The following is a 19,230-nucleotide window of genomic DNA, read 5'->3' as shown; positions in this document are numbered from 1 at the left end:
CCAGGTGAAAAAATGGCAGAGAAAGATACAACAGAAAAAATTCTGGAAGCATACAATGACGTTTTTTCGGATATTGTGAATGTGCTGCTGTTTCACGGTGAAGAAGTGCTGAAACCGGAGGAACTGGAAGAACAGGCACCGCGGTCATACTATAAGGCAGATGGAAAAGTTCATGAAATCGAGCGGGATGTAGCCAAACGCTGGAAAAAAGAGCAGATACGATTGGCCTGCATCGGCGTAGAAAATCAGACAGGCGTTGACCCGGATATGCCGCTTCGTGTGATCGGCTATGATGGCGCGGAGTACAGAGCACAGCTTTTGGAAAAAGAAACAGGTGCACGCTATCCCGTTGTGACGCTGGTATTGTACTTTGGATATAAAAAGCATTGGAATCAGCCGATATCGCTTCTGGAACGTGTGAATATCCCGGAAAAATTCCGGCCGTTTGTCAACGACTATAAAATCAATCTGTTTGAAATCGCTTATCTCACCCAGGAACAGGTCGAATTGTTTCAAAGTGATTTCCGCATTGTGGTAGATTACTTTGTGCAGAAACGCGAAAAAGATGATTATACGCCCAGTGCGCAGACCATGAAGCATGTGCAGGAGACATTGCAGCTGCTGAGTGCGATGACGGGCGACCATCGTTTTGAAGATGTATGCAATGACCAACAGGAAGGAGGTCCGCAGAATATGTGTGAAGTTCTGGAGCGTGTTGAGAATCGAGGAGTCGATAAAGGAATCGAAATTGGAATGCAGCGCGGGACCCAGCAGGGAGAAGAGCTGTTTGCACTCCTTGTCAAGAAACTTCTGGAATGCGGACGGATGGAGGACATCCGCCGCGCGACAGAGGACCGGGCCTATCGCCAGAAATTGATGGAAGAACTGAAGATCACGTTATAAACAAAAAAGGCATCGGAGAAAAACCGATGCCTCTTTTGGTAGAAGGGGAAACAAATATGCACACAGACTTTTGGGAAAGTTCTTGGCAGAGAATCGACGAAAAGCGTTTAATGGAGTATGCGGAGCGGAAAGAACAGGCGGACCCTATCCTAGAAACGCTGAAGAGCAGAAAGGCGCAGACCGTTTGTGATGCTGGCTGTGGATGCGGCGCGTATGTGCGGAGATTGGCTCAGCAGGGGTTCACGGTAAAGGGCTTTGATGTTTCCGGCAGGGCGGTCGAAATTGCGGAGGACCTTTTAGAAAAAAGCGGGCTGACCGCAGAGCTGAGAGCGGCCAGCGTGCTGAAAACGGGATATCCTGACAACGAGTTTGATGCTGTTGTTTGCAGAGATGTGCTGGACCACATCCCAAAGGAAGAAGCAAAACAGGCGGTCCGGGAATTGTGCCGTATCACGAAACCCGGCGGGATCATCCTGTTGACCCTTGATGGGCTGGATGAAGAGTATCAAAAGGAACCGCATACGGTGACCGAAGAAGGCGACTATCAGTTCACGGAGGGAAAATGGAAGGGGATGGTGTTCCATCCATACAGCGCCGAAGAAACGGCTGAATTTGGAGAGACAGCAAAAGCATTTTATGTTGAATCTCTTCAGGAGGGTTTGCTGGTCCGATTGGAACTATGAAAATAAGCGCGAAGCACTCCGGTTGACCGGGGTGCTTTTCCTTTGCCCAAAACACAAGAGCAAACCTGTACAAAATGCACAAGGGTGTTTTTGGTGAGAACGTGCAAAACTCAAAAAGCAATACCCAAAACGCACAAAGTGGACACGGAACCGGGTGTACCACAAAAGCGTGGGCTTGACAAAAAAATCGGCCCGAAATGGGAAAAATGGCTTGACAACAGGGCTTTCCCGGTGTATACTGCATTAGTATCACATAATGGCCTAGTGCGCCAAAAAGGGAGCTTCGGTTCGGTCGGCCCAAGGGGCAGACACGAAAAGTTTGTGAAAAACGCCGAACTTCCTCTGAGGATACGGGTCGATTTATGTGCGTCTGCTCAAATTTGACCCGTAGAACGCAACATCCGTAGAGTATAAAAGTAAGGAGTGGTTGATTTTATGATGAAAGTCAAGCCCGTCAAGCTCGGCAAAACCGAGCGCATGAGCTTCTCCCACATCGACGAAGTCATCAGTATGCCGAACCTGATCGAGGTCCAGAAGAACTCTTACCAGTGGTTCCTGGACGAGGGCCTGAAAGAGGTCTTCCACGACATCGGCACCATTGAGGACTACACCGGCAATCTGGCACTGAGCTTCGTGGACTTCCGGCTGGATAAGGAGCCGAAGTACAGCATCAAGGAGTGCAAGGAGCGCGACGTGACCTACGCTGCCCCCCTGCGCGTGACGGCCCGTCTGCTGAACAAGGAGACCGGCGAGGTCAAGGATCAGGAGATCTTCATGGGAGACTTCCCCCTGATGACCGACGCCGGCACCTTCGTCATCAACGGCGCAGAACGTGCGATCGTCAGCCAGCTGGTCCGTTCTCCCGGCGTATTCTACGGAGATGCCAAAGATAAGGTCGGCAACGATCTGTACAGCGCCACCATGAACCCCAACCGCGGTGCATGGCTGGAGTACGAGACCGATGCAGCGAACGTCTTCTACGTTCGTATCGATAAGAACCGCAAGCTGCCCGTCACCGTGCTGTGCCGTGCACTGGGTCTGTCCACCAACGAGGATATCCTGAACTTCTTCGGCGACGATGAGCGCATCCTCGCTACTCTGGAGAAGGATACCACCAAGAACCAGGAAGAGGGCCTGCTGGAGGTCTACCGCAAGCTGCGCCCCGGCGAGCCTCCCACGGTGGAGTCCGCTACCAGCCAGATCAACATGCTGTTCTTCGACCCGCGCCGTTACGATCTGTCCCGCTTCGGCCGCTATAAGATGAACAAGAAGCTCTCTCTGGCCCGCCGCATTACCGGCTTTGTGGCCGCAGAGAACATCGTTGCCCCGCTGACCGGTGAGGTCATCGTGGAGGCCAACGGCAAGATCAGCCGCGAGCTGGCCGAGAAGGCCGACAACGCCGGTGTCGATACCGTCGTCCTGCTCATCGAGGGCAAGAAGGTCAAGGTCATCACCAACGGCTGTGTGGATGCACAGGGCTTCTTCTCCTTTGACGTCAAGGAGTGCGGCATCAACGAGCGCTGCTCCTTTGATGAGATCAAGAAGATCCTCGACACCACCTCCGATGTGGAGGAGCAGAAGGAAATGCTCCGCCGCAACCACGACCAGCTGATCGGCCGCACCGTCACTGTGAAGGACATCCTGTCCTCCATCAACTACCTGAACGGTCTGGGCCACGGCGTGGGCACCACCGATGACATCGACCACCTGGGCAACCGCCGCATCCGCAGCGTCGGTGAGCTGCTGCAGAACCAGTTCCGCATCGGCTTCTCCCGCATGGAGCGCGTCATCCGTGAGCGCATGACCCTGCAGAGCCAGGACCAGAGCGTCATCACGCCGCAGGCCCTCATCAACATCCGCCCGGTCGTCGCCGCTATCAAGGAGTTCTTCGGTTCTTCGCCGCTGTCTCAGTTCATGGACCAGAACAACCCTCTGGCGGAACTGACCCACAAGCGCCGTCTATCTGCTCTGGGCCCCGGCGGTCTGAGCCGTGACCGCGCAGGCTTCGAAGTCCGTGACGTTCACTACAGCCACTATGGCCGTATGTGCCCCATCGAGACGCCCGAAGGCCCGAACATCGGTCTGATCTCCTATCTGGCATCCTATGCCAAGATCAACGAGTACGGCTTTGTCGAGGCTCCGTACCGCAAGGTCAAGAAGACCTACGACGAGAACGGCCGTCTGATCGATCAGGTCGTTACCGACGAGGTCGAGTATATGACCGCTGACGTCGAGGACGAATACGTCGTCGCCCAGGCCAACGAGCCGCTGGACGAGGGCAAGCACTTCATCCGTCCCCGCGTTTCTGCCCGCCGCCGCGACGACATTCTGGAAATCGACGCCGAGAAGGTCGATTACATGGACGTCTCGCCCCGTATGATGGTTTCTGTCGCGACCGCCTGCATCCCCTTCCTGGAGAACGATGACTGCAACCGTGCGCTGATGGGTTCCAACATGCAGCGCCAGGCTGTGCCTCTGATGGTCACCCAGCAGCCCATCGTGGCCACCGGCATGGAGTACAAGGCCGCCACCGACTCCGGCACCGCCGTTCTGGCAAAGAACGACGGCGTCGTCGAAAAGATGGACGCAGACCATGTGGTCGTCCGCAATGAGCAGGGCACCCTGGACAACTACTCGCTGATCAAGTTCGCCCGCTCCAACGCAGGCACCTGCATCAACCAGCGCCCCATCGTCGAGGTGGGCGAGTCCGTCAAGGCAGGCCAGGTCCTGGCCGACGGCCCCGCAATGCGCAACGGCGAGATCTCTCTGGGCAAGAATGCTCTGATCGGCTTCATGACCTGGGAGGGCTACAACTACGAGGACGCCGTCCTGCTGAACGAGAAGATCGTCCGTGAGGACGTTTACACCTCCATCCACATCGAGGAATATGAGACCGAGTCCCGCGATACCAAGCTGGGACCCGAAGAGATCACCCGCGACATCCCCAACGTTTCGGAGGATGCCCTGAAGGATCTGGACGAGCGCGGCATCATCCGCGTGGGTGCCGAGGTCAAGAGCGGCGACATCCTGGTCGGCAAGGTCACCCCGAAGGGCGAGACCGAGCTGACCGCTGAGGAGCGCCTGCTCCGCGCCATCTTCGGCGAAAAGGCCCGCGAAGTCCGTGATACCTCTCTCCGTGTGCCCCACGGCGAGTACGGCATCATCGTGGACGTCAAGGTCTTCACCCCGGAGAACAGCGATGAGCTGCAGCCCGGCGTCCGCGAGGTCGTCCGCTGCTACATCGCACAGAAGCGCAAGATCAGCGTCGGCGATAAGATGGCAGGCCGTCACGGCAACAAGGGTGTCGTTTCCCGCATCCTGCCGCAGGAGGATATGCCCTACCTGCCCGATGGCACCCCGCTGGACATCGTGCTGAACCCCCTGGGCGTTCCTTCTCGTATGAACATCGGTCAGGTGCTGGAAGTCAACCTGGGCTACGCTGCCAAGGCATGCGGCATCAAGGTCATGACCCCCGTCTTCGACTCCGCTCGTGAGAACGACATCGGCGATACCTTCGATACCGCGCGTGAGCTGTGGCACGGCGAGAACGCCCCGGCTTATCCCACCAAGCTCCCCAAGATCATGGGCGAGAAGGGCCATATCATCGACTTCTCCAAGATCGAGCTTGACCGCGATGGCAAGACCACCGTTTACGACGGCCGCACCGGTGAGAAGTTCGACAACCGCGTTACCGTCGGTTATATGTACTACCTGAAGCTGCATCACCTGGTCGATGATAAGATCCATGCCCGTTCCACCGGCCCGTACTCTCTGGTCACCCAGCAGCCTCTGGGCGGCAAGGCCCAGTTCGGCGGCCAGCGCTTCGGCGAGATGGAGGTCTGGGCACTGGAAGCATACGGCGCCGCCTACACTCTGCAGGAGATCCTGACCGTGAAGTCGGACGACGTCGAGGGCCGTGTCAAGACCTACGAGGCCATCGTCAAGGGCGAGCCCATCCCGCAGCCGGGCATTCCGGAGTCCTTCCGCGTTATGCTGAAGGAGCTGCAGTCCCTGGGTATGGACGTCGTGGTCCAGGACAAGGATGGCAACGAGATCGATATGCGCCAGAACTTCGACGACGAAGAGACCGGCTTCGATATGCGTGACGTTGCAGGTTCCGAGACCGTGACGAACGAGAACGAGCTGCTGAACGATTACACCATCAAGGACGCCGACGCAGGTTTCGATGATCCCTCCGTGCTGGACGATGACAATTCTGCCCCCGCAGAGTCCTCCTCCGACGAAGTGAATTTGGACGACTAAATCCCGGACAAGCTGCCGCCCCCGCAGCGGTGCGCGTGCTGCCGCCGCAAGGGCGGGGGAGAGCAGCGGATTTGGATCGCCTGCCATCATCGAAACAACGAGAGATTAAGAAAGGGTTCGTTTCATGGAAAACAACGTTTTCGATTCCATTAAGATCGGCCTTGCCTCTCCGGAGCAGATCCGCAACTGGAGCTACGGTGAGGTCAAAAAGCCTGAGACCATCAACTACCGCACCCTGAAGCCGGAGCGCGACGGCCTGTACTGTGAGCGCATCTTTGGACCCACCAAGGACTGGGAGTGCCACTGCGGCAAGTACAAGCGCATCCGCTATAAGGGCAAGATCTGCGACCGCTGCGGCGTCGAGGTCACCAAGGCAAAGGTCCGCCGTGAGCGCATGGGCCACATCGAGCTGGCAGCCCCTGTCAGCCACATCTGGTACTTCAAGGGCATCCCCAGCCGCATCGGCCTGATGCTGGACATCAGCCCCCGCCTGCTGGAGAAGGTCCTCTACTTTGCAAGCTATATCGTCACCGATCCCGGTCTGACCCCGCTGGAAAAGAAGCAGCTGCTGACCGAGAAAGAGTACCGCGAGATGCGCGAGCGCTACGGCGACGAGTTTGAGGCATCCATGGGTGCCGAGGCCATCCAGGAGCTCCTGAAGGAGATCGACCTGGATCAGCTGAGCGCTGAGCTGACCGCTGAGGTCGAGAAGTCCTCCGGCCAGAAGAAGGTCCGCATCCTGAAGCGTCTGGAGGTCGTCGAGGCCTTCCGCATCTCCGGCAACCGCCCGGAGTGGATGGTCATGGACGTTCTGCCCGTTCTGCCCCCGGACCTGCGCCCCATGGTCCAGCTGGACGGCGGCCGCTTCGCGACGTCTGACCTGAACGATCTGTACCGCCGCGTCATCAACCGCAACAACCGTCTGCGCCGCCTGTTGGAGCTGGGTGCGCCGGACATCATCGTGCGCAACGAGAAGCGGATGCTGCAGGAAGCAGTGGACAGCCTGATCGACAACGGCCGCCGCGGCCGTCCGGTCACCGGCCCCAACAACCGCGCCCTGAAGAGCCTTTCCGATCTGCTGAAGGGCAAGCAGGGCCGCTTCCGCCAGAACCTGCTGGGCAAGCGTGTCGACTACTCCGGCCGTTCGGTCATCGTCGTCGGCCCTGAGCTGAAGATGGACCAGTGCGGTCTGCCCAAGGAGATGGCTCTGGAGCTGTTCAAGCCCTTCGTGATGAAGGATCTGGTGGAGAAGGGTGTTGCCAACAACATCAAATCCGCCCGCAAGATGGTCGAGCGCGCCAAGCCCGAAGTCTGGGACAGCCTGGAGACCGTCATCAAGGGCCACCCGGTCCTGCTGAACCGTGCACCGACCCTGCACCGTCTGGGCATCCAGGCCTTCAACCCGGTGCTGGTCGAGGGCCGTGCCATCAAGCTGCACCCGCTGGCATGTACCGCATTCAACGCCGACTTCGACGGCGACCAGATGGCAGTCCATCTGCCCCTGGGCGAGGATGCCTGCCGTGAGGCCAAGATGCTGATGCTGGCTTCCGGCAACCTGCTGAAGCCTTCGGACGGCGCTCCTGTTACCGTCCCGACGCAGGATATGATCCTGGGCAGCTACTACCTGACCACCGTTCGCGAGAACGAAGAGGGTGCAGGCAAGATCTTCCGCGATGAGAACGAGGCCCTGATGGCATACGCTGAGCATGTCGTCACCCTGCACGCTCCCATCAAGGTCCGTCGCACCATGACCATCGACGGTGTCGAGCACACCGGTCTGGTCGATGCGACCGTCGGCCGCATCATCTTCAACACCCCGGTGCCCCAGAACCTCGGTTATATCGACCGTACCGATCCGGAGCACTGGCTGGAGTACGAGGTCAGCTTCCGCGTGACCAAGAAGACCCTGCCCGACATCATCTCCCGCTGCATGACCCGCAACGGCACCCGCACCTGCGCCAAGATGCTGGATGCCATCAAGGCACAGGGCTACAAGTACTCTACGCTGTCTGCCATCTCCGTCGCAGTCTGCGACGCCGTCATCCCGCCCCAGAAGGACGAGCTGATCGCCGATGCAGACAAGCAGGTCTCCCAGGTCAACAAGCTGTTCAACCGCGGCCTGATCTCTGAGAACGAGCGCTACACCCAGACCATCAACATCTGGCAGGCAACGACCGATAAGGTCTCCAAGGCGCTGGCAGCAAACCTGCCCAAGGACAACGAGATCTTCATGATGGCAGATTCCGGTGCGCGTGGTTCTATGAACCAGATCAAGCAGCTGGCTGGCATGCGCGGCCTGCTGGCAAACACCGCCGGTAAGACCATCGAGATGCCCATTCGTGCCAACTACCGTGAAGGTCTGAACATTCTGGAATATTTCGTTTCTGCCCGTGGTGCTCGTAAGGGTCTGGCCGATACCGCTCTGCGTACGGCGGACTCCGGCTACCTGACCCGTCGAATGGTCGATGTCTCTCAGGAGGTCATCGTCCGCGAGATCGACTGCGGCACCAGCGATGGCCTGTGGGTCTCTGAGATCCACGAGGGCAAGGAGAAGATTGAGAGCTTCCGTGAGCGTATCATCGGTCGTTATGCCGTGGGCGACGTGGTCAACCCCGTCACCGGCGACGTCATCGTGCCCGAAGGCAAGATGATCGATCTGTACGATGCCAACGACATCGAGGCAGCCGGCATCACCAAGCTGAAGATCCGCAGCCTGCTGACCTGCCGCGCCAAGGTGGGCGTCTGCGCACACTGCTACGGCAGCGATATGGCCAACGGTGAGCCCGTCCAGCTGGGCGAGTCCATCGGCGTCATCGCAGCAGAGTCCATCGGCGAGCCCGGCACCCAGCTGACCATGCGTACCTTCCATACCGGCGGTATCGCATCGGCAGAAGATATTACCCAGGGTCTTCCCCGTGTTGAGGAGCTGTTCGAGAGCCGCCGCCCCAAGAGCATGGCCATCATGAGCGAGATCTCCGGCGTCGTCTCGCAGGACGACACCAAGAAGAACGTCGTCATCAAGGTCACCGGCCACGATGAGACGGGCGCAGAGGTCGTCAAGAGCTACTCCATCCCGTTCACCCAGCATGCACGTGTCATGCCCGGCGACCGTGTGGAGAAGGGCGACATCATCACCCGCGAAGGTGTTCTGTATCCGCAGGATATTCTGGCCATCAAGGGTCTGGAGGACGTCCAGAACTACCTCATCAGCGAGGTCCAGAAGGTCTACCGTCTGCAGGGCGTTGAGATCAACGATAAGCATATCGAAGTCATCGTCCGTCAGATGTGCCGCAAGGTCCGCGTGACCGACTCCGGTTCCTCCGACCTGATCGGCGGCGCATTGGCCAACCGCCTCGAAGTGGAGAACATCAACGCCGAGCTCCAGAAGCGCATCGATGCAGGCGAAGAGGGCATCAAGCTGGTCGAGTATCAGCAGGTGCTGCTCGGCATCACCAAGGCTGCTCTGGCCAATGAGTCCTTCCTGTCCGCCGCTTCCTTCCAGGAGACCACCCGTGTCCTGACCGAAGCTGCCATCAAGGGCAAGGTCGACCCGCTGGCCGGTCTGAAGGAGAACGTCATCATCGGTAAGCTGATCCCGGCCGGTACCGGTCTCCCGGAGGTCCGCGAGGATCTGAAGCGCCGTGAGGCAGAGCGCGACGAGGCTGTCGCTGCTGAGATGGCTGCTGCAAGCCAGCAGTAAGCGCCCGGAACTGAAATTCAAGCACTGCAATTGCCGCCCTGTGGGAAATCGCCCCGCAGGGCGGCTTTTTGCGTCGTTTGTCTGTTCAGCTCCGGCCATCGGCAGGCCGGGCAGGGGACGGGATTGCAGAAAAAGCCGGGCATTGTGGCAAAACGGAAAGAGAAGAGAATAATTGCAAATTTTTCTGGAAAAACTGTTGACATTCCAAATCAAAACGAGTATTATATAACTGTTGCGCGTCCCTGAAGGGGAAGTGCGGCAAAAAAGTCGGAAGCTGTCCGATGTTCATCATTAAGAAAGGAGAAACAAAATGCCTACTTTTAACCAGCTTGTACGCAAAGGCCGTCAGGTCCTGGCTACCAAGAGCACCGCTCCCGCACTGCTGAAGAGCTACAATTCTCAGAAGAAACAGTATTCTGATCTGAACAGCCCCCAGAAGCGTGGTGTCTGCACCGCTGTTCGTACCATGACCCCGAAGAAGCCTAACTCTGCTCTGCGTAAGGTTGCTCGTGTCCGCCTCACGAATGGTATTGAGGTCACCTCTTACATTCCCGGTATCGGCCATAACCTGCAGGAGCACTCCGTCGTGCTGATCCGTGGCGGCCGTGTTAAGGACCTGCCCGGTGTGCGTTACCACATCATCCGTGGTACCCTGGATACTCAGGGTGTGGCAGGCCGTAACCAGGCCCGCTCCAAGTACGGCGCGAAGCGTCCTAAGGCCGGTGCTGCGAAGAAGTAATTAAGGAACGAACCGCCATAAACGGCTTTCCATTATATAAATAACAAGTCCGCAACTGCGGAGGGTAACGGTTTATGTAAGGTCAGCTCTTTGTGACACAACGGGAGTTTTATTACTTTCGAGTACCGATGATATCATTCTGTGAAGGAGGGAAGAAAGATGCCTAGAAGAGGTAACATTGCTAAGCGCGATGTCTTAGCTGATCCTATTTACAATTCCAAGATGGTCACCCGTCTGGTCAACAGCGTGATGCTGGATGGCAAGAAGGGCGTCGCTCAGAAGATCGTTTACGAGGCTTTCTCCATGATTCAGGAGAAGACCGGCAACGATCCTCTGGAAACTTTCGAGAAGGCGATGGAGAACATCATGCCCAGCCTCGAGTGCAAGACCCGCCGCGTCGGTGGTGCCAACTACCAGGTTCCTCTGGAAGTCAGCCCTGCCCGCCGCGAGACCCTGGGCCTGCGTTGGTTGACCGCTTACAGCCGCAGCCGTGGTGAGAAGACCATGGCCCAGCGTCTGGCTGCCGAGATCATGGATGCTGCCAACAACACTGGCAACGCCGTGAAGAAGCGCGAGGACACCCACAAGATGGCTGAGGCCAACAAGGCTTTCGCTCATTTCCGTTATTGATCTGTTCTGTAGGAGGTTAATTTCATGGCTACTCCCAGAGAAGTTTCTCTTCAGATGACGAGAAATATCGGCATTATGGCCCATATCGATGCCGGCAAGACGACCACTACCGAGCGTATCCTGTACTACACCGGTATCAACCACAAGATCGGTGAGGTCCACGATGGCGGCGCCACCATGGACTGGATGGTTCAGGAGCAGGAGCGTGGTATCACCATCACTTCTGCTGCTACCACCTGCTACTGGTCTCACTCCGAGACCCAGAAGGATCCGGTCGCGTTCAAGAAGAACCGTCACCGCATCAACATCATCGACACTCCGGGCCACGTGGACTTCACCGTTGAGGTCCAGCGTTCCCTGCGCGTTCTGGACGGTTCTGTGACCGTTCTGGCTGCTAAGGGCGGTGTCGAGCCTCAGTCTGAGACCGTCTGGCGTCAGGCTGATGAGTACAAAGTCCCCCGTATGGTGTACGTCAACAAGATGGACACCATGGGTGCTGACTTCTTCCGCTGCATCAAGATGCTGCATGATCGTCTGCACGCCAACGGCGTGGCCATCCAGCTGCCTATCGGTCAGGAGGATACCTTCCGTGGTATCGTTGACCTGGTCGATATGAACGCTGAGGTCTACTACGACGACATGGGCAATGATATGCGTACCGAGCCCATCCCCGAAGATATGGTCGAACAGGCTGAGGAGTATCGCAACATCCTGGTCGAGGCTGTTGCTGAGAACGACGAAGTCCTGATGGAGAAGTATCTGGAGGGTGAGGAGATCACGCGTGAAGAGCTGAAGGCTGCGATCCGCAAGGAGACCATCGCCAACACTCTGGTGCCCGTGGTCTGTGGTTCTTCCTACAAGAACCGCGGCGTTCAGAAGCTGCTGGACGCGATCGTGGACTACATGCCCGCTCCTACCGATGTCGAGGACATCAAGGGTGTGAATCCTGAGACCGAAGAGCAGGAGACTCGTCCTTCTTCTGATGACGCTCCGTTTGCTGCTCTGGCCTTCAAGATCGCTACCGACCCGTTCGTCGGTAAGCTGGCATACTTCCGTGTTTACTCCGGTAAGGTTGAGGCAGGCACCACTGTCTACAACTCCGTGAAGGACAGCAAGGAGCGCATGGGCCGCATCCTGCAGATGCACTCCAACCACCGCAAAGATATCGACTGCTGCTATGCAGGTGATATCGCTGCCGTTGTCGGTCTGAAGAACACCACCACTGGTGATACTCTGTGTGATGAGAATCATCCCATCATTCTGGAGTCCATGAAGTTCCCTGAGCCCGTTATCCGCGTTGCCATTGAGCCGAAGACCAAGGCCGGCAATGAGAAGATGGGCATTGCGCTGGCAAAGCTGGCCGAAGAGGACCCCACCTTCAAGACCTACACGGACGAAGAGACTGGCCAGACCATCATCGCAGGCATGGGCGAGCTCCATCTGGAGATTATCGTCGACCGTCTGCTGCGTGAGTTCAAGGTCGAGGCAAACGTCGGCGCACCTCAGGTCGCTTACCGTGAGACCATCCGCAAGGAGGCCAACCAGGAGACCAAGTACGCTCGTCAGTCCGGTGGTAAGGGCCAGTATGGTCACGTCAAGATCAAGATCGAGCCCAACGAGCCCGGCAAGGGTTACGAGTTCGTCAACGCCATCGTTGGCGGCGCGATCCCGAAGGAATACATCCCGGCTATCGACAACGGTATCCAGGGTGCTATGAAGGCTGGCGTTCTGGCTGGTTATCCTGTCGTTGACGTCAAGGTCACCCTGTGGGATGGTTCTTATCATGAGGTCGACTCCTCTGAAATGGCCTTCTCCATCGCAGGTTCTATGGCTTTCAAGGACGCTATGCGCAAGGCTGACCCCATCATCACCGAGCCCATCATGAAGGTTGCTGTCATCGTTCCCGATGAGTATCTGGGCGATGTCATTGGCGACCTGAATGCTCGCCGTGGCCAGATCCAGGGCATGGAAGCAATGGCAGGTACGCAGCGTGTCAACGCTTTCGTTCCTCTGGCTCAGATGTTCGGCTACGCCACCGACCTGCGTTCCAAGACCCAGGGCCGTGGCCAGTATGTCATGGAGCCGTCTCACTACGAGCCGGTGCCCAAGAACATTGCCGACCAGATCATTGCTGGCCGCACCAAGGCTTGATTGCCTGAATTGAAAAACGAATTTTGCCGGGGTAGTGTAGCTCCGGCAAAATTTCCTGTAAAAACACTTGATTTTACAGGCTGAATCTAGTAGAATAGTTTTGCAATGCAATTCTGTTTTTGCAGGACTGTTGTAACCAAATTCAATCCGATTATAAAGGGAGGATATTCCAATGGCTGAAAAGGCAAAATTTGACCGTTCCAAGCCGCATGTTAACATCGGCACCATCGGTCACGTTGACCACGGCAAGACCACTCTGACCGCTGCGATCACCAAGTACCTGGCACTGAAGGGTGATGCAGAGTTCATGGACTATGCCAACATCGATAAGGCTCCCGAAGAGCGTGCTCGTGGTATCACGATCAACTCCGCTCACGTTGAGTATCAGACCGACGCTCGTCACTATGCTCACGTTGACTGCCCGGGCCATGCTGACTACGTCAAGAACATGATCACTGGTGCTGCTCAGATGGACGGCGCTATCCTGGTCGTTGCTGCTACCGATGGTCCCATGCCCCAGACCCGTGAGCACATCCTGCTGGCTCGTCAGGTCGGCGTGCCCTATATCGTTGTTTTCATGAACAAGTGCGATATGGTCGACGACGAAGAGCTGCTGGATCTGGTCGAGATGGAGATCCGCGAGCTGCTGAGCGAGTATGACTTCCCCGGTGACGATACCCCGATCATCCGTGGTTCTGCTCTGAAGGCTCTGGAGGCTCCCAACGATCCTTCTGATCCTGCTTACGAGTGCATCAAGGAGCTGATGGACGCTGTTGACACCTACATCCCCAACCCGGATCGTGAGGAGGACAAGCCCTTCCTGATGCCCATCGAGGATGTCATGACCATTTCTGGCCGTGGTACCGTTGCTACCGGCCGTGTCGAGCGTGGTGTTGCCAAGGTTGGCGACGCTATGGAGATCGTCGGCATCAAGCCCGATCGCCTGAACACCACCATCACCGGTCTGGAAATGTTCCGTAAGTCTCTGGACTTCGCTGAGGCTGGCGATAACATCGGCGCTCTGCTGCGTGGTGTTGATCGTACTCAGATCGAGCGTGGCCAGGTCCTGGCAAAGCCGGGTTCTGTTCACCCCCACAAGGTCTTCGAGTCTCAGGTCTACGTTCTGACCAAGGACGAAGGCGGCCGTCACACCCCGTTCTTCTCCAACTATCGTCCTCAGTTCTACTTCCGTACCACCGACGTGACCGGCATCATCACCCTGCCGGAAGGCACCGAGATGTGCATGCCTGGCGATAACGTCATGATGCACGTTGAGCTGCTGACCCCCGTTGCTATGGAAGAGGGCCTGCGTTTCGCTATCCGTGAGGGTGGCCGTACCGTTGGTTCCGGCGTTGTCGGCAAGATCATTGAGTGATTTTGACCCTTCGCGCTTGTTCTAAGGCATAAGGTTAAACTTACAAAGAGCGTTCCCATTCCGGAGAGTGGGAACGCTCTTTTTTGTTTATACCAGCCCTTCTTCGCCTGTCACAGAAGGGCTTTTTCGTTTTGATAAAAATCGACTTTACAAATTTTGGTTGTTGTGATACACTTGAAACAGAATAAATCTCCGGAGGGTGTAAACGATGGCCTTTGACTATAAGAAAGAGTACAAGGAATTTTATCTGCCGCCGAAGAAACCATCCCTTGTGACCATCCCGCCCATGAATTTTGTGGCGGTGCAGGGAAAAGGCGACCCCAATGAGCCGGATGGTGAATACCAGGCAGCGATGGAGCTGCTGTACGGCATTGCTTTTACCATCAAGATGAGCTATAAGGGGAGTCACAAGATCGACGGTTACTTCGAATATGTCGTTCCGCCGCTGGAGGGCCTGTGGCATCAGGCAGACGTTGATGGGGTCGATTATGCCCATAAGGAGACATTCGAGTGGACGTCGATGATCCGCCTGCCGGAGTTCGTGACGAAAGCTGAGTTTGACTGGGCTGTGCAGGAAGCGACCGCCAAAAAACGGAAGGATTTCTCGAAGGCGCAATTCTTCCATTATGACGAGGGGCTTTGTGTTCAGTGTCTGCACCTTGGTTCATACGACAGTGAGCCGGAAACACTGCGCCAGATGGACGCCTTTGCGGAGGTGCAGGGATATGAGGTTGACTTTGCAGCCCGACGCCACCATGAGATCTATCTCTCCGACCCTCGCCGCACGGTTCCGGAAAAGTGCAAGACAGTCCTGCGGCACCCAATTCGAAAAAAATAAATCCGGTCAAATCCACAAAAGATGTCGATTTTGGTTGTGAAATGTGCTATACTGTTCTTATCTATAAAAGCACACCTGCAACAGGGAGGAGAATATCATGCAGCACGAAACCGTGATCGTTCTGGATTTCGGCGGCCAGTATAACCAGCTGATTGCCCGCCGCGTCCGCGAGAACAATGTCTACTGTGAAATCTATTCCTACAAGACGGATCTGGCACTGATCAAGGCCAAGAACCCGAAGGGCATCATCTTCACCGGCGGCCCCAACAGCGTCTATCTGGAGGATTCCCCGACGATCGACCCGGAGATCTTCAACTGGGGTGTGCCCATCCTGGGCATCTGCTACGGCAGCCAGCTGATGATGCACCTGTTGGGCGGTCATGTCTGCCGTGCACCGGAGCGTGAATACGGCAAAACGGAGGTCTTCGTGGACAATTCCAGCAAGATGTTTGCGGATGTTCAGCCCTCCACCATCTGCTGGATGAGCCACAACGACTACATTGAGCAGGCAGCACCCGATTTCCGGATCACGGCGCACACGGTGAACTGCCCGGTGGCCGCTGCGGAAAATGCAGAGAAGGGCCTGTATGCCGTCCAGTTCCATCCGGAAGTCCTGCACACCGCCGAGGGCAAGAAGATGCTGCACAACTTCGTGTACAACGTCTGCGGCTGTACGGGCGACTGGAAGATGGACTCTTTCGTGGAGAACAACGTCAAGGCCCTGCGGGAAGAGATCGGCGACGGCAAGGTGCTGTGCGCCCTGTCCGGCGGCGTGGATTCCTCGGTCCTGGCGGCTATGCTGGCCAAGGCGGTCGGCAAGCAGCTGACCTGCGTTTTCGTGGATCACGGCCTGCTCCGCAAAAACGAAAAGGAAGAGGTCTGCGCCGTCTTCGGCCCCGGCAACCCCAACTTTGATATCAACTTCGTCTGCGTGGATGCCCGTGAGCGTTACTTTGGCAAGCTGGCAGGCGTCACCGAGCCGGAACGCAAGCGCAAGATCATCGGCGAGGAGTTCATCCGCGTCTTCGAGGAAGAGGCCAAGAAGATCGGCAAGGTAGATTTCCTGGCACAGGGCACCATCTATCCCGATGTTGTCGAGAGCGGTCTGGGCGGCGAGTCCACCGTTATCAAGAGCCACCACAATGTCGGCGGCCTGCCCGACACGGTGGACTTCAAGGAACTGGTCGAGCCTCTGCGCAACCTGTTCAAGGACGAGGTCCGTCAGGTCGGCCGTGAGCTGGGCCTGCCGGAGTATCTGGTCAGCCGTCAGCCGTTCCCCGGCCCCGGTCTGGGCATCCGCATCATCGGCGAAGTGACCCCCGAAAAGGTCGCCATCGTGCAGGACGCAGACGCCATCTGGCGTGAGGAGATCGCGAAGGCTGGTCTGGACAAGGAGATCAACCAGTATTACGCAGCTCTGACCAACATGCGTAGCGTCGGTGTTATGGGTGACGAGCGCACGTATGACTACGCTGTGGCTCTGCGCGCTGTCACTACCACCGACTTCATGACTGCCGAAAGCTATAACATGCCTTGGGATGTTCTGGGCACTGTCACCAGCCGCATCGTGAATGAGGTCAAACATGTCAATCGCGTGTTCTACGATTGCACCGGTAAGCCGCCCGCCACGATCGAGCTCGAATAACGTTTCACAAAAATCAATCACAAGCCCCCGCCAGCAGGTGTTGGCGGGGGCTTGTGCATCCAGCGGGCCTTGATAAGTTGCGCGGCGTATGCTATGATTTTAGCAGTCATAGTGTGTTCCGCTGCGACGTCCCGCCATTCAGCGCGGACTGCGGATGGCCAATCGCCGCCGCAAGCCCGACCGGAAACGGCTCGGACGGCACAGCATGAGAAAGGGAGAGAAAAAACATGGCACAAACGATTCGAACCGCAGTCGAGCAGGATCTCGACGCCATTGCAGCGGTGGAGGCAGAGTGCTTCCCGGCGGCAGAGGCAGCGACCCGTGCAGAATTTGCCGAGCGGCTGCGGTATTATGGAAATCATTTCTGGCTCCTGTGGGAGGACGAAACACTCGCAGCCTTTGTGGACGGCATGGTCACGGACGCGGCAGACCTGACCGATGCAATGTACGCAGATGCCTCGCTCCACAACGAAAACGGTGCATGGCAGATGATCTTTGGGGTCAACACGCTGCCGGAATACCGGCGGCGCGGCCTGGCTGGGCAATTGCTGGAAACGGCCATTGCGGCGGCAAAACAGCAGGGAAGAAAGGGCCTTGTGCTCACCTGCAAGGACAAACTGGTGCATTATTACGCCCGATTCGGTTTTGTCAGCGAGGGCGTTTCCGGGTCTGTGCACGGCGGCGTGACATGGTATCAGATGCGGCTGACGTTTTGAATGCTATCAAATTCCGCTCCTTTTAGAACGGTTAAAAATGAATCTTTTTCTCTTCTGAAACGTCATGCGACTCCTCCCCAATGGGGGAAAACTGTGATATAATAATTCTGTTGTGCCCGGCTGCAAGCTGCAAAAGGCAGACCGGGGCAAATGGATTACAGAGGAGAACATTTTATCATGGAACGTGAGACCCTAAAATCGCGGCTGGGCTTCATCCTGCTCTCGGCGGGCTGTGCCATCGGCATCGGCAATGTCTGGAAATTCCCCTATATGGCGGGGCAGGGCGGCGGCGGTGCCTTCGTGCTGTTCTATCTGCTGTTCCTCATCATTCTGGGCCTGCCCATTATGACCATGGAGTTTGCAGTGGGCCGCGCCAGCCGCAAAAGCCCGGTGCGCGCCTATCAGGCGCTGGAAAAGCCGGGCCAGAAGTGGCACATCCACGGCTATTTCACCCTCATCGGCTGTTATCTGCTGATGATGTTCTACACCACCGTTGCAGGCTGGATGCTGCACTATTTTTACATGACTGCCACCGGAAAGCTGGCCGGTCTGAATGCAGACCAGGTATCAAATGCCTTCAGCGAGATGCTGGCAAGCCCCGGCATCATGGCGTTCTGGATGATCTTCGTGGTGGCGTTCGGCATCCTGGTCTGTGCCAAGGGCCTGCAGAATGGTCTGGAGCGGGTGACCAAGGTCATGATGATCGCTCTGCTCGTCATCATGGTCATTCTGGCCGTCAACAGCCTGTTCATGCCCGGCGCTAAGGAGGGCCTGCGCTTCTATCTCGTGCCGGACTTTGCCCGCATGAAAGAGGTCGGCGCGGTCAATACGCTGGTGGGTGCCATGAATCAGGCTTTCTTCACCCTGAGCCTTGGCATCGGTGCCATGTCCATCTTCGGCAGCTACATCGGCAAGGAACATGCTCTGCTGGGCGAGTCCATCCGCATCGTGGCGCTGGATACCTTCGTGGCCATCACGGCTGGCCTTATCATCTTCCCGGCCTGCTTCACCTACGGTGTGGACCAAACTGCCGGCCCCAGCCTGATCTTCATCACCCTGCCCAACATCTTCGCCAACATGGCGATGGGCCGGCTGTGGGGCAGCCTGTTTTTCCTGTTCATGGCCTTTGCGGCGCTTTCCACCGTGCTGGCCGTCTTCGAGAACATCATCTGCTGCGGCATGGAGCTGACCGGCTGCTCCCGCAAAAAATCCAGCCTTGTGAACCTGTTCCTCATCGCGGCGCTGTCCATGCCCTGTGTGCTGGGGTACAATGTGTGGAGCTGGGACGGCTTTGCAGTCTTCGGCGGTGCGGTGCTGGATTTTGAGGATTTCCTCGTCAGCAACCTGTTCCTGCCGCTGGGCTCGCTGGTCTATCTGCTGTTCTGCGTTTCTCGCTGCGGCTGGGGCTGGAAGAACTACAAACAGGAAGTCAACACCGGCGAAGGTCCCAAGATGCAGGACTGGATGCGCGGCTATCTGACCTATGGTCTGCCGCTGATCGTTCTGTTCATCTTTGCCTTCGGCCTCTACGACAAATTCTTTGCGTAATGCACATTCGAAAGGGCGGACTCTTCGCATCGGGGAGCC

The 19,230-nt window shown here is 57.1% G+C and carries 12 protein-coding genes; all 12 read left to right on the top strand.

All coding sequences use genetic code 11. The annotated features are described in order from the left end of the window. The first annotated feature begins 12 nt into the window (after positions 1-12). Positions 13-903 (top strand): Rpn family recombination-promoting nuclease/putative transposase, encoded by an 891-nt coding sequence (locus tag I5P96_RS09115; RefSeq protein WP_207685387.1) that lies wholly within the window; start codon positions 13-15, stop codon positions 901-903. Further along, entirely contained in the window at positions 816-1,586 is a 771-nt protein-coding gene (locus I5P96_RS09110) for a class I SAM-dependent methyltransferase (protein WP_223381732.1), read from the top strand. The genes I5P96_RS09115 and I5P96_RS09110 overlap by 88 nt, the downstream gene beginning before the upstream one ends. Before the next feature lie 435 nt (positions 1,587-2,021). Further along, positions 2,022-5,849: a DNA-directed RNA polymerase subunit beta gene (locus I5P96_RS09105; RefSeq protein ID WP_118551982.1), complete on the top strand. Its 3,828-nt coding sequence runs from the start codon at positions 2,022-2,024 to the stop codon at positions 5,847-5,849. Between the two features lie 124 nt (positions 5,850-5,973). Then, the gene (gene rpoC, locus I5P96_RS09100; RefSeq protein ID WP_223381730.1) at positions 5,974-9,549 is read left to right on the top strand and encodes a DNA-directed RNA polymerase subunit beta'; all 3,576 of its coding nucleotides are present in this window, start codon (positions 5,974-5,976) and stop codon (positions 9,547-9,549) included. 310 nt (positions 9,550-9,859) lie between these two features. Continuing rightward, positions 9,860-10,288, top strand: a complete 429-nt coding sequence (gene rpsL, locus I5P96_RS09095; RefSeq protein WP_005940205.1) for a 30S ribosomal protein S12 — start codon at positions 9,860-9,862, stop codon at positions 10,286-10,288. A 159-nt stretch (positions 10,289-10,447) separates the two neighbouring features. After that, complete coding sequence (gene rpsG / locus I5P96_RS09090; RefSeq protein ID WP_005930552.1) at positions 10,448-10,918, top strand: 30S ribosomal protein S7; 471 nt, start codon at positions 10,448-10,450, stop codon at positions 10,916-10,918. 24 nt (positions 10,919-10,942) lie between these two features. Then, a complete protein-coding gene (gene fusA, locus I5P96_RS09085; RefSeq protein ID WP_118551986.1) occupies positions 10,943-13,069 on the top strand; it encodes an elongation factor G in 2,127 nt (708 codons plus the stop codon). Between the two features lie 172 nt (positions 13,070-13,241). Beyond that, positions 13,242-14,444: an elongation factor Tu gene (tuf, locus tag I5P96_RS09080; RefSeq protein ID WP_223381728.1), complete on the top strand. Its 1,203-nt coding sequence runs from the start codon at positions 13,242-13,244 to the stop codon at positions 14,442-14,444. A 208-nt stretch (positions 14,445-14,652) separates the two neighbouring features. Beyond that, the gene (locus I5P96_RS09075; protein ID WP_223381726.1) at positions 14,653-15,282 is read left to right on the top strand and encodes a GyrI-like domain-containing protein; all 630 of its coding nucleotides are present in this window, start codon (positions 14,653-14,655) and stop codon (positions 15,280-15,282) included. Positions 15,283-15,379: 97 nt separating this feature from the next. Beyond that, the gene (gene guaA / locus I5P96_RS09070) at positions 15,380-16,927 is read left to right on the top strand and encodes a glutamine-hydrolyzing GMP synthase (protein WP_097792474.1); all 1,548 of its coding nucleotides are present in this window, start codon (positions 15,380-15,382) and stop codon (positions 16,925-16,927) included. Between the two features lie 227 nt (positions 16,928-17,154). Next, on the top strand, positions 17,155-17,643 hold the full coding sequence (locus I5P96_RS09065; protein ID WP_097792418.1) for a GNAT family N-acetyltransferase: 489 nt from the start codon (positions 17,155-17,157) through the stop codon (positions 17,641-17,643). A gap of 177 nt (positions 17,644-17,820) precedes the next feature. After that, positions 17,821-19,191 carry a sodium-dependent transporter gene (locus I5P96_RS09060; protein ID WP_223381724.1) on the top strand — a complete coding sequence of 457 codons (1,371 nt, stop codon included), beginning with the start codon at positions 17,821-17,823 and terminating at the stop codon, positions 19,189-19,191. Positions 19,192-19,230: the final 39 nt, after the last annotated feature.

The organism is Faecalibacterium prausnitzii (assembly GCF_019967995.1).
Classification (GTDB): Bacteria; Bacillota; Clostridia; order Oscillospirales; family Ruminococcaceae; genus Faecalibacterium; species Faecalibacterium prausnitzii_E.
This window is presented reverse-complemented; position numbering and strand designations above follow the sequence as displayed.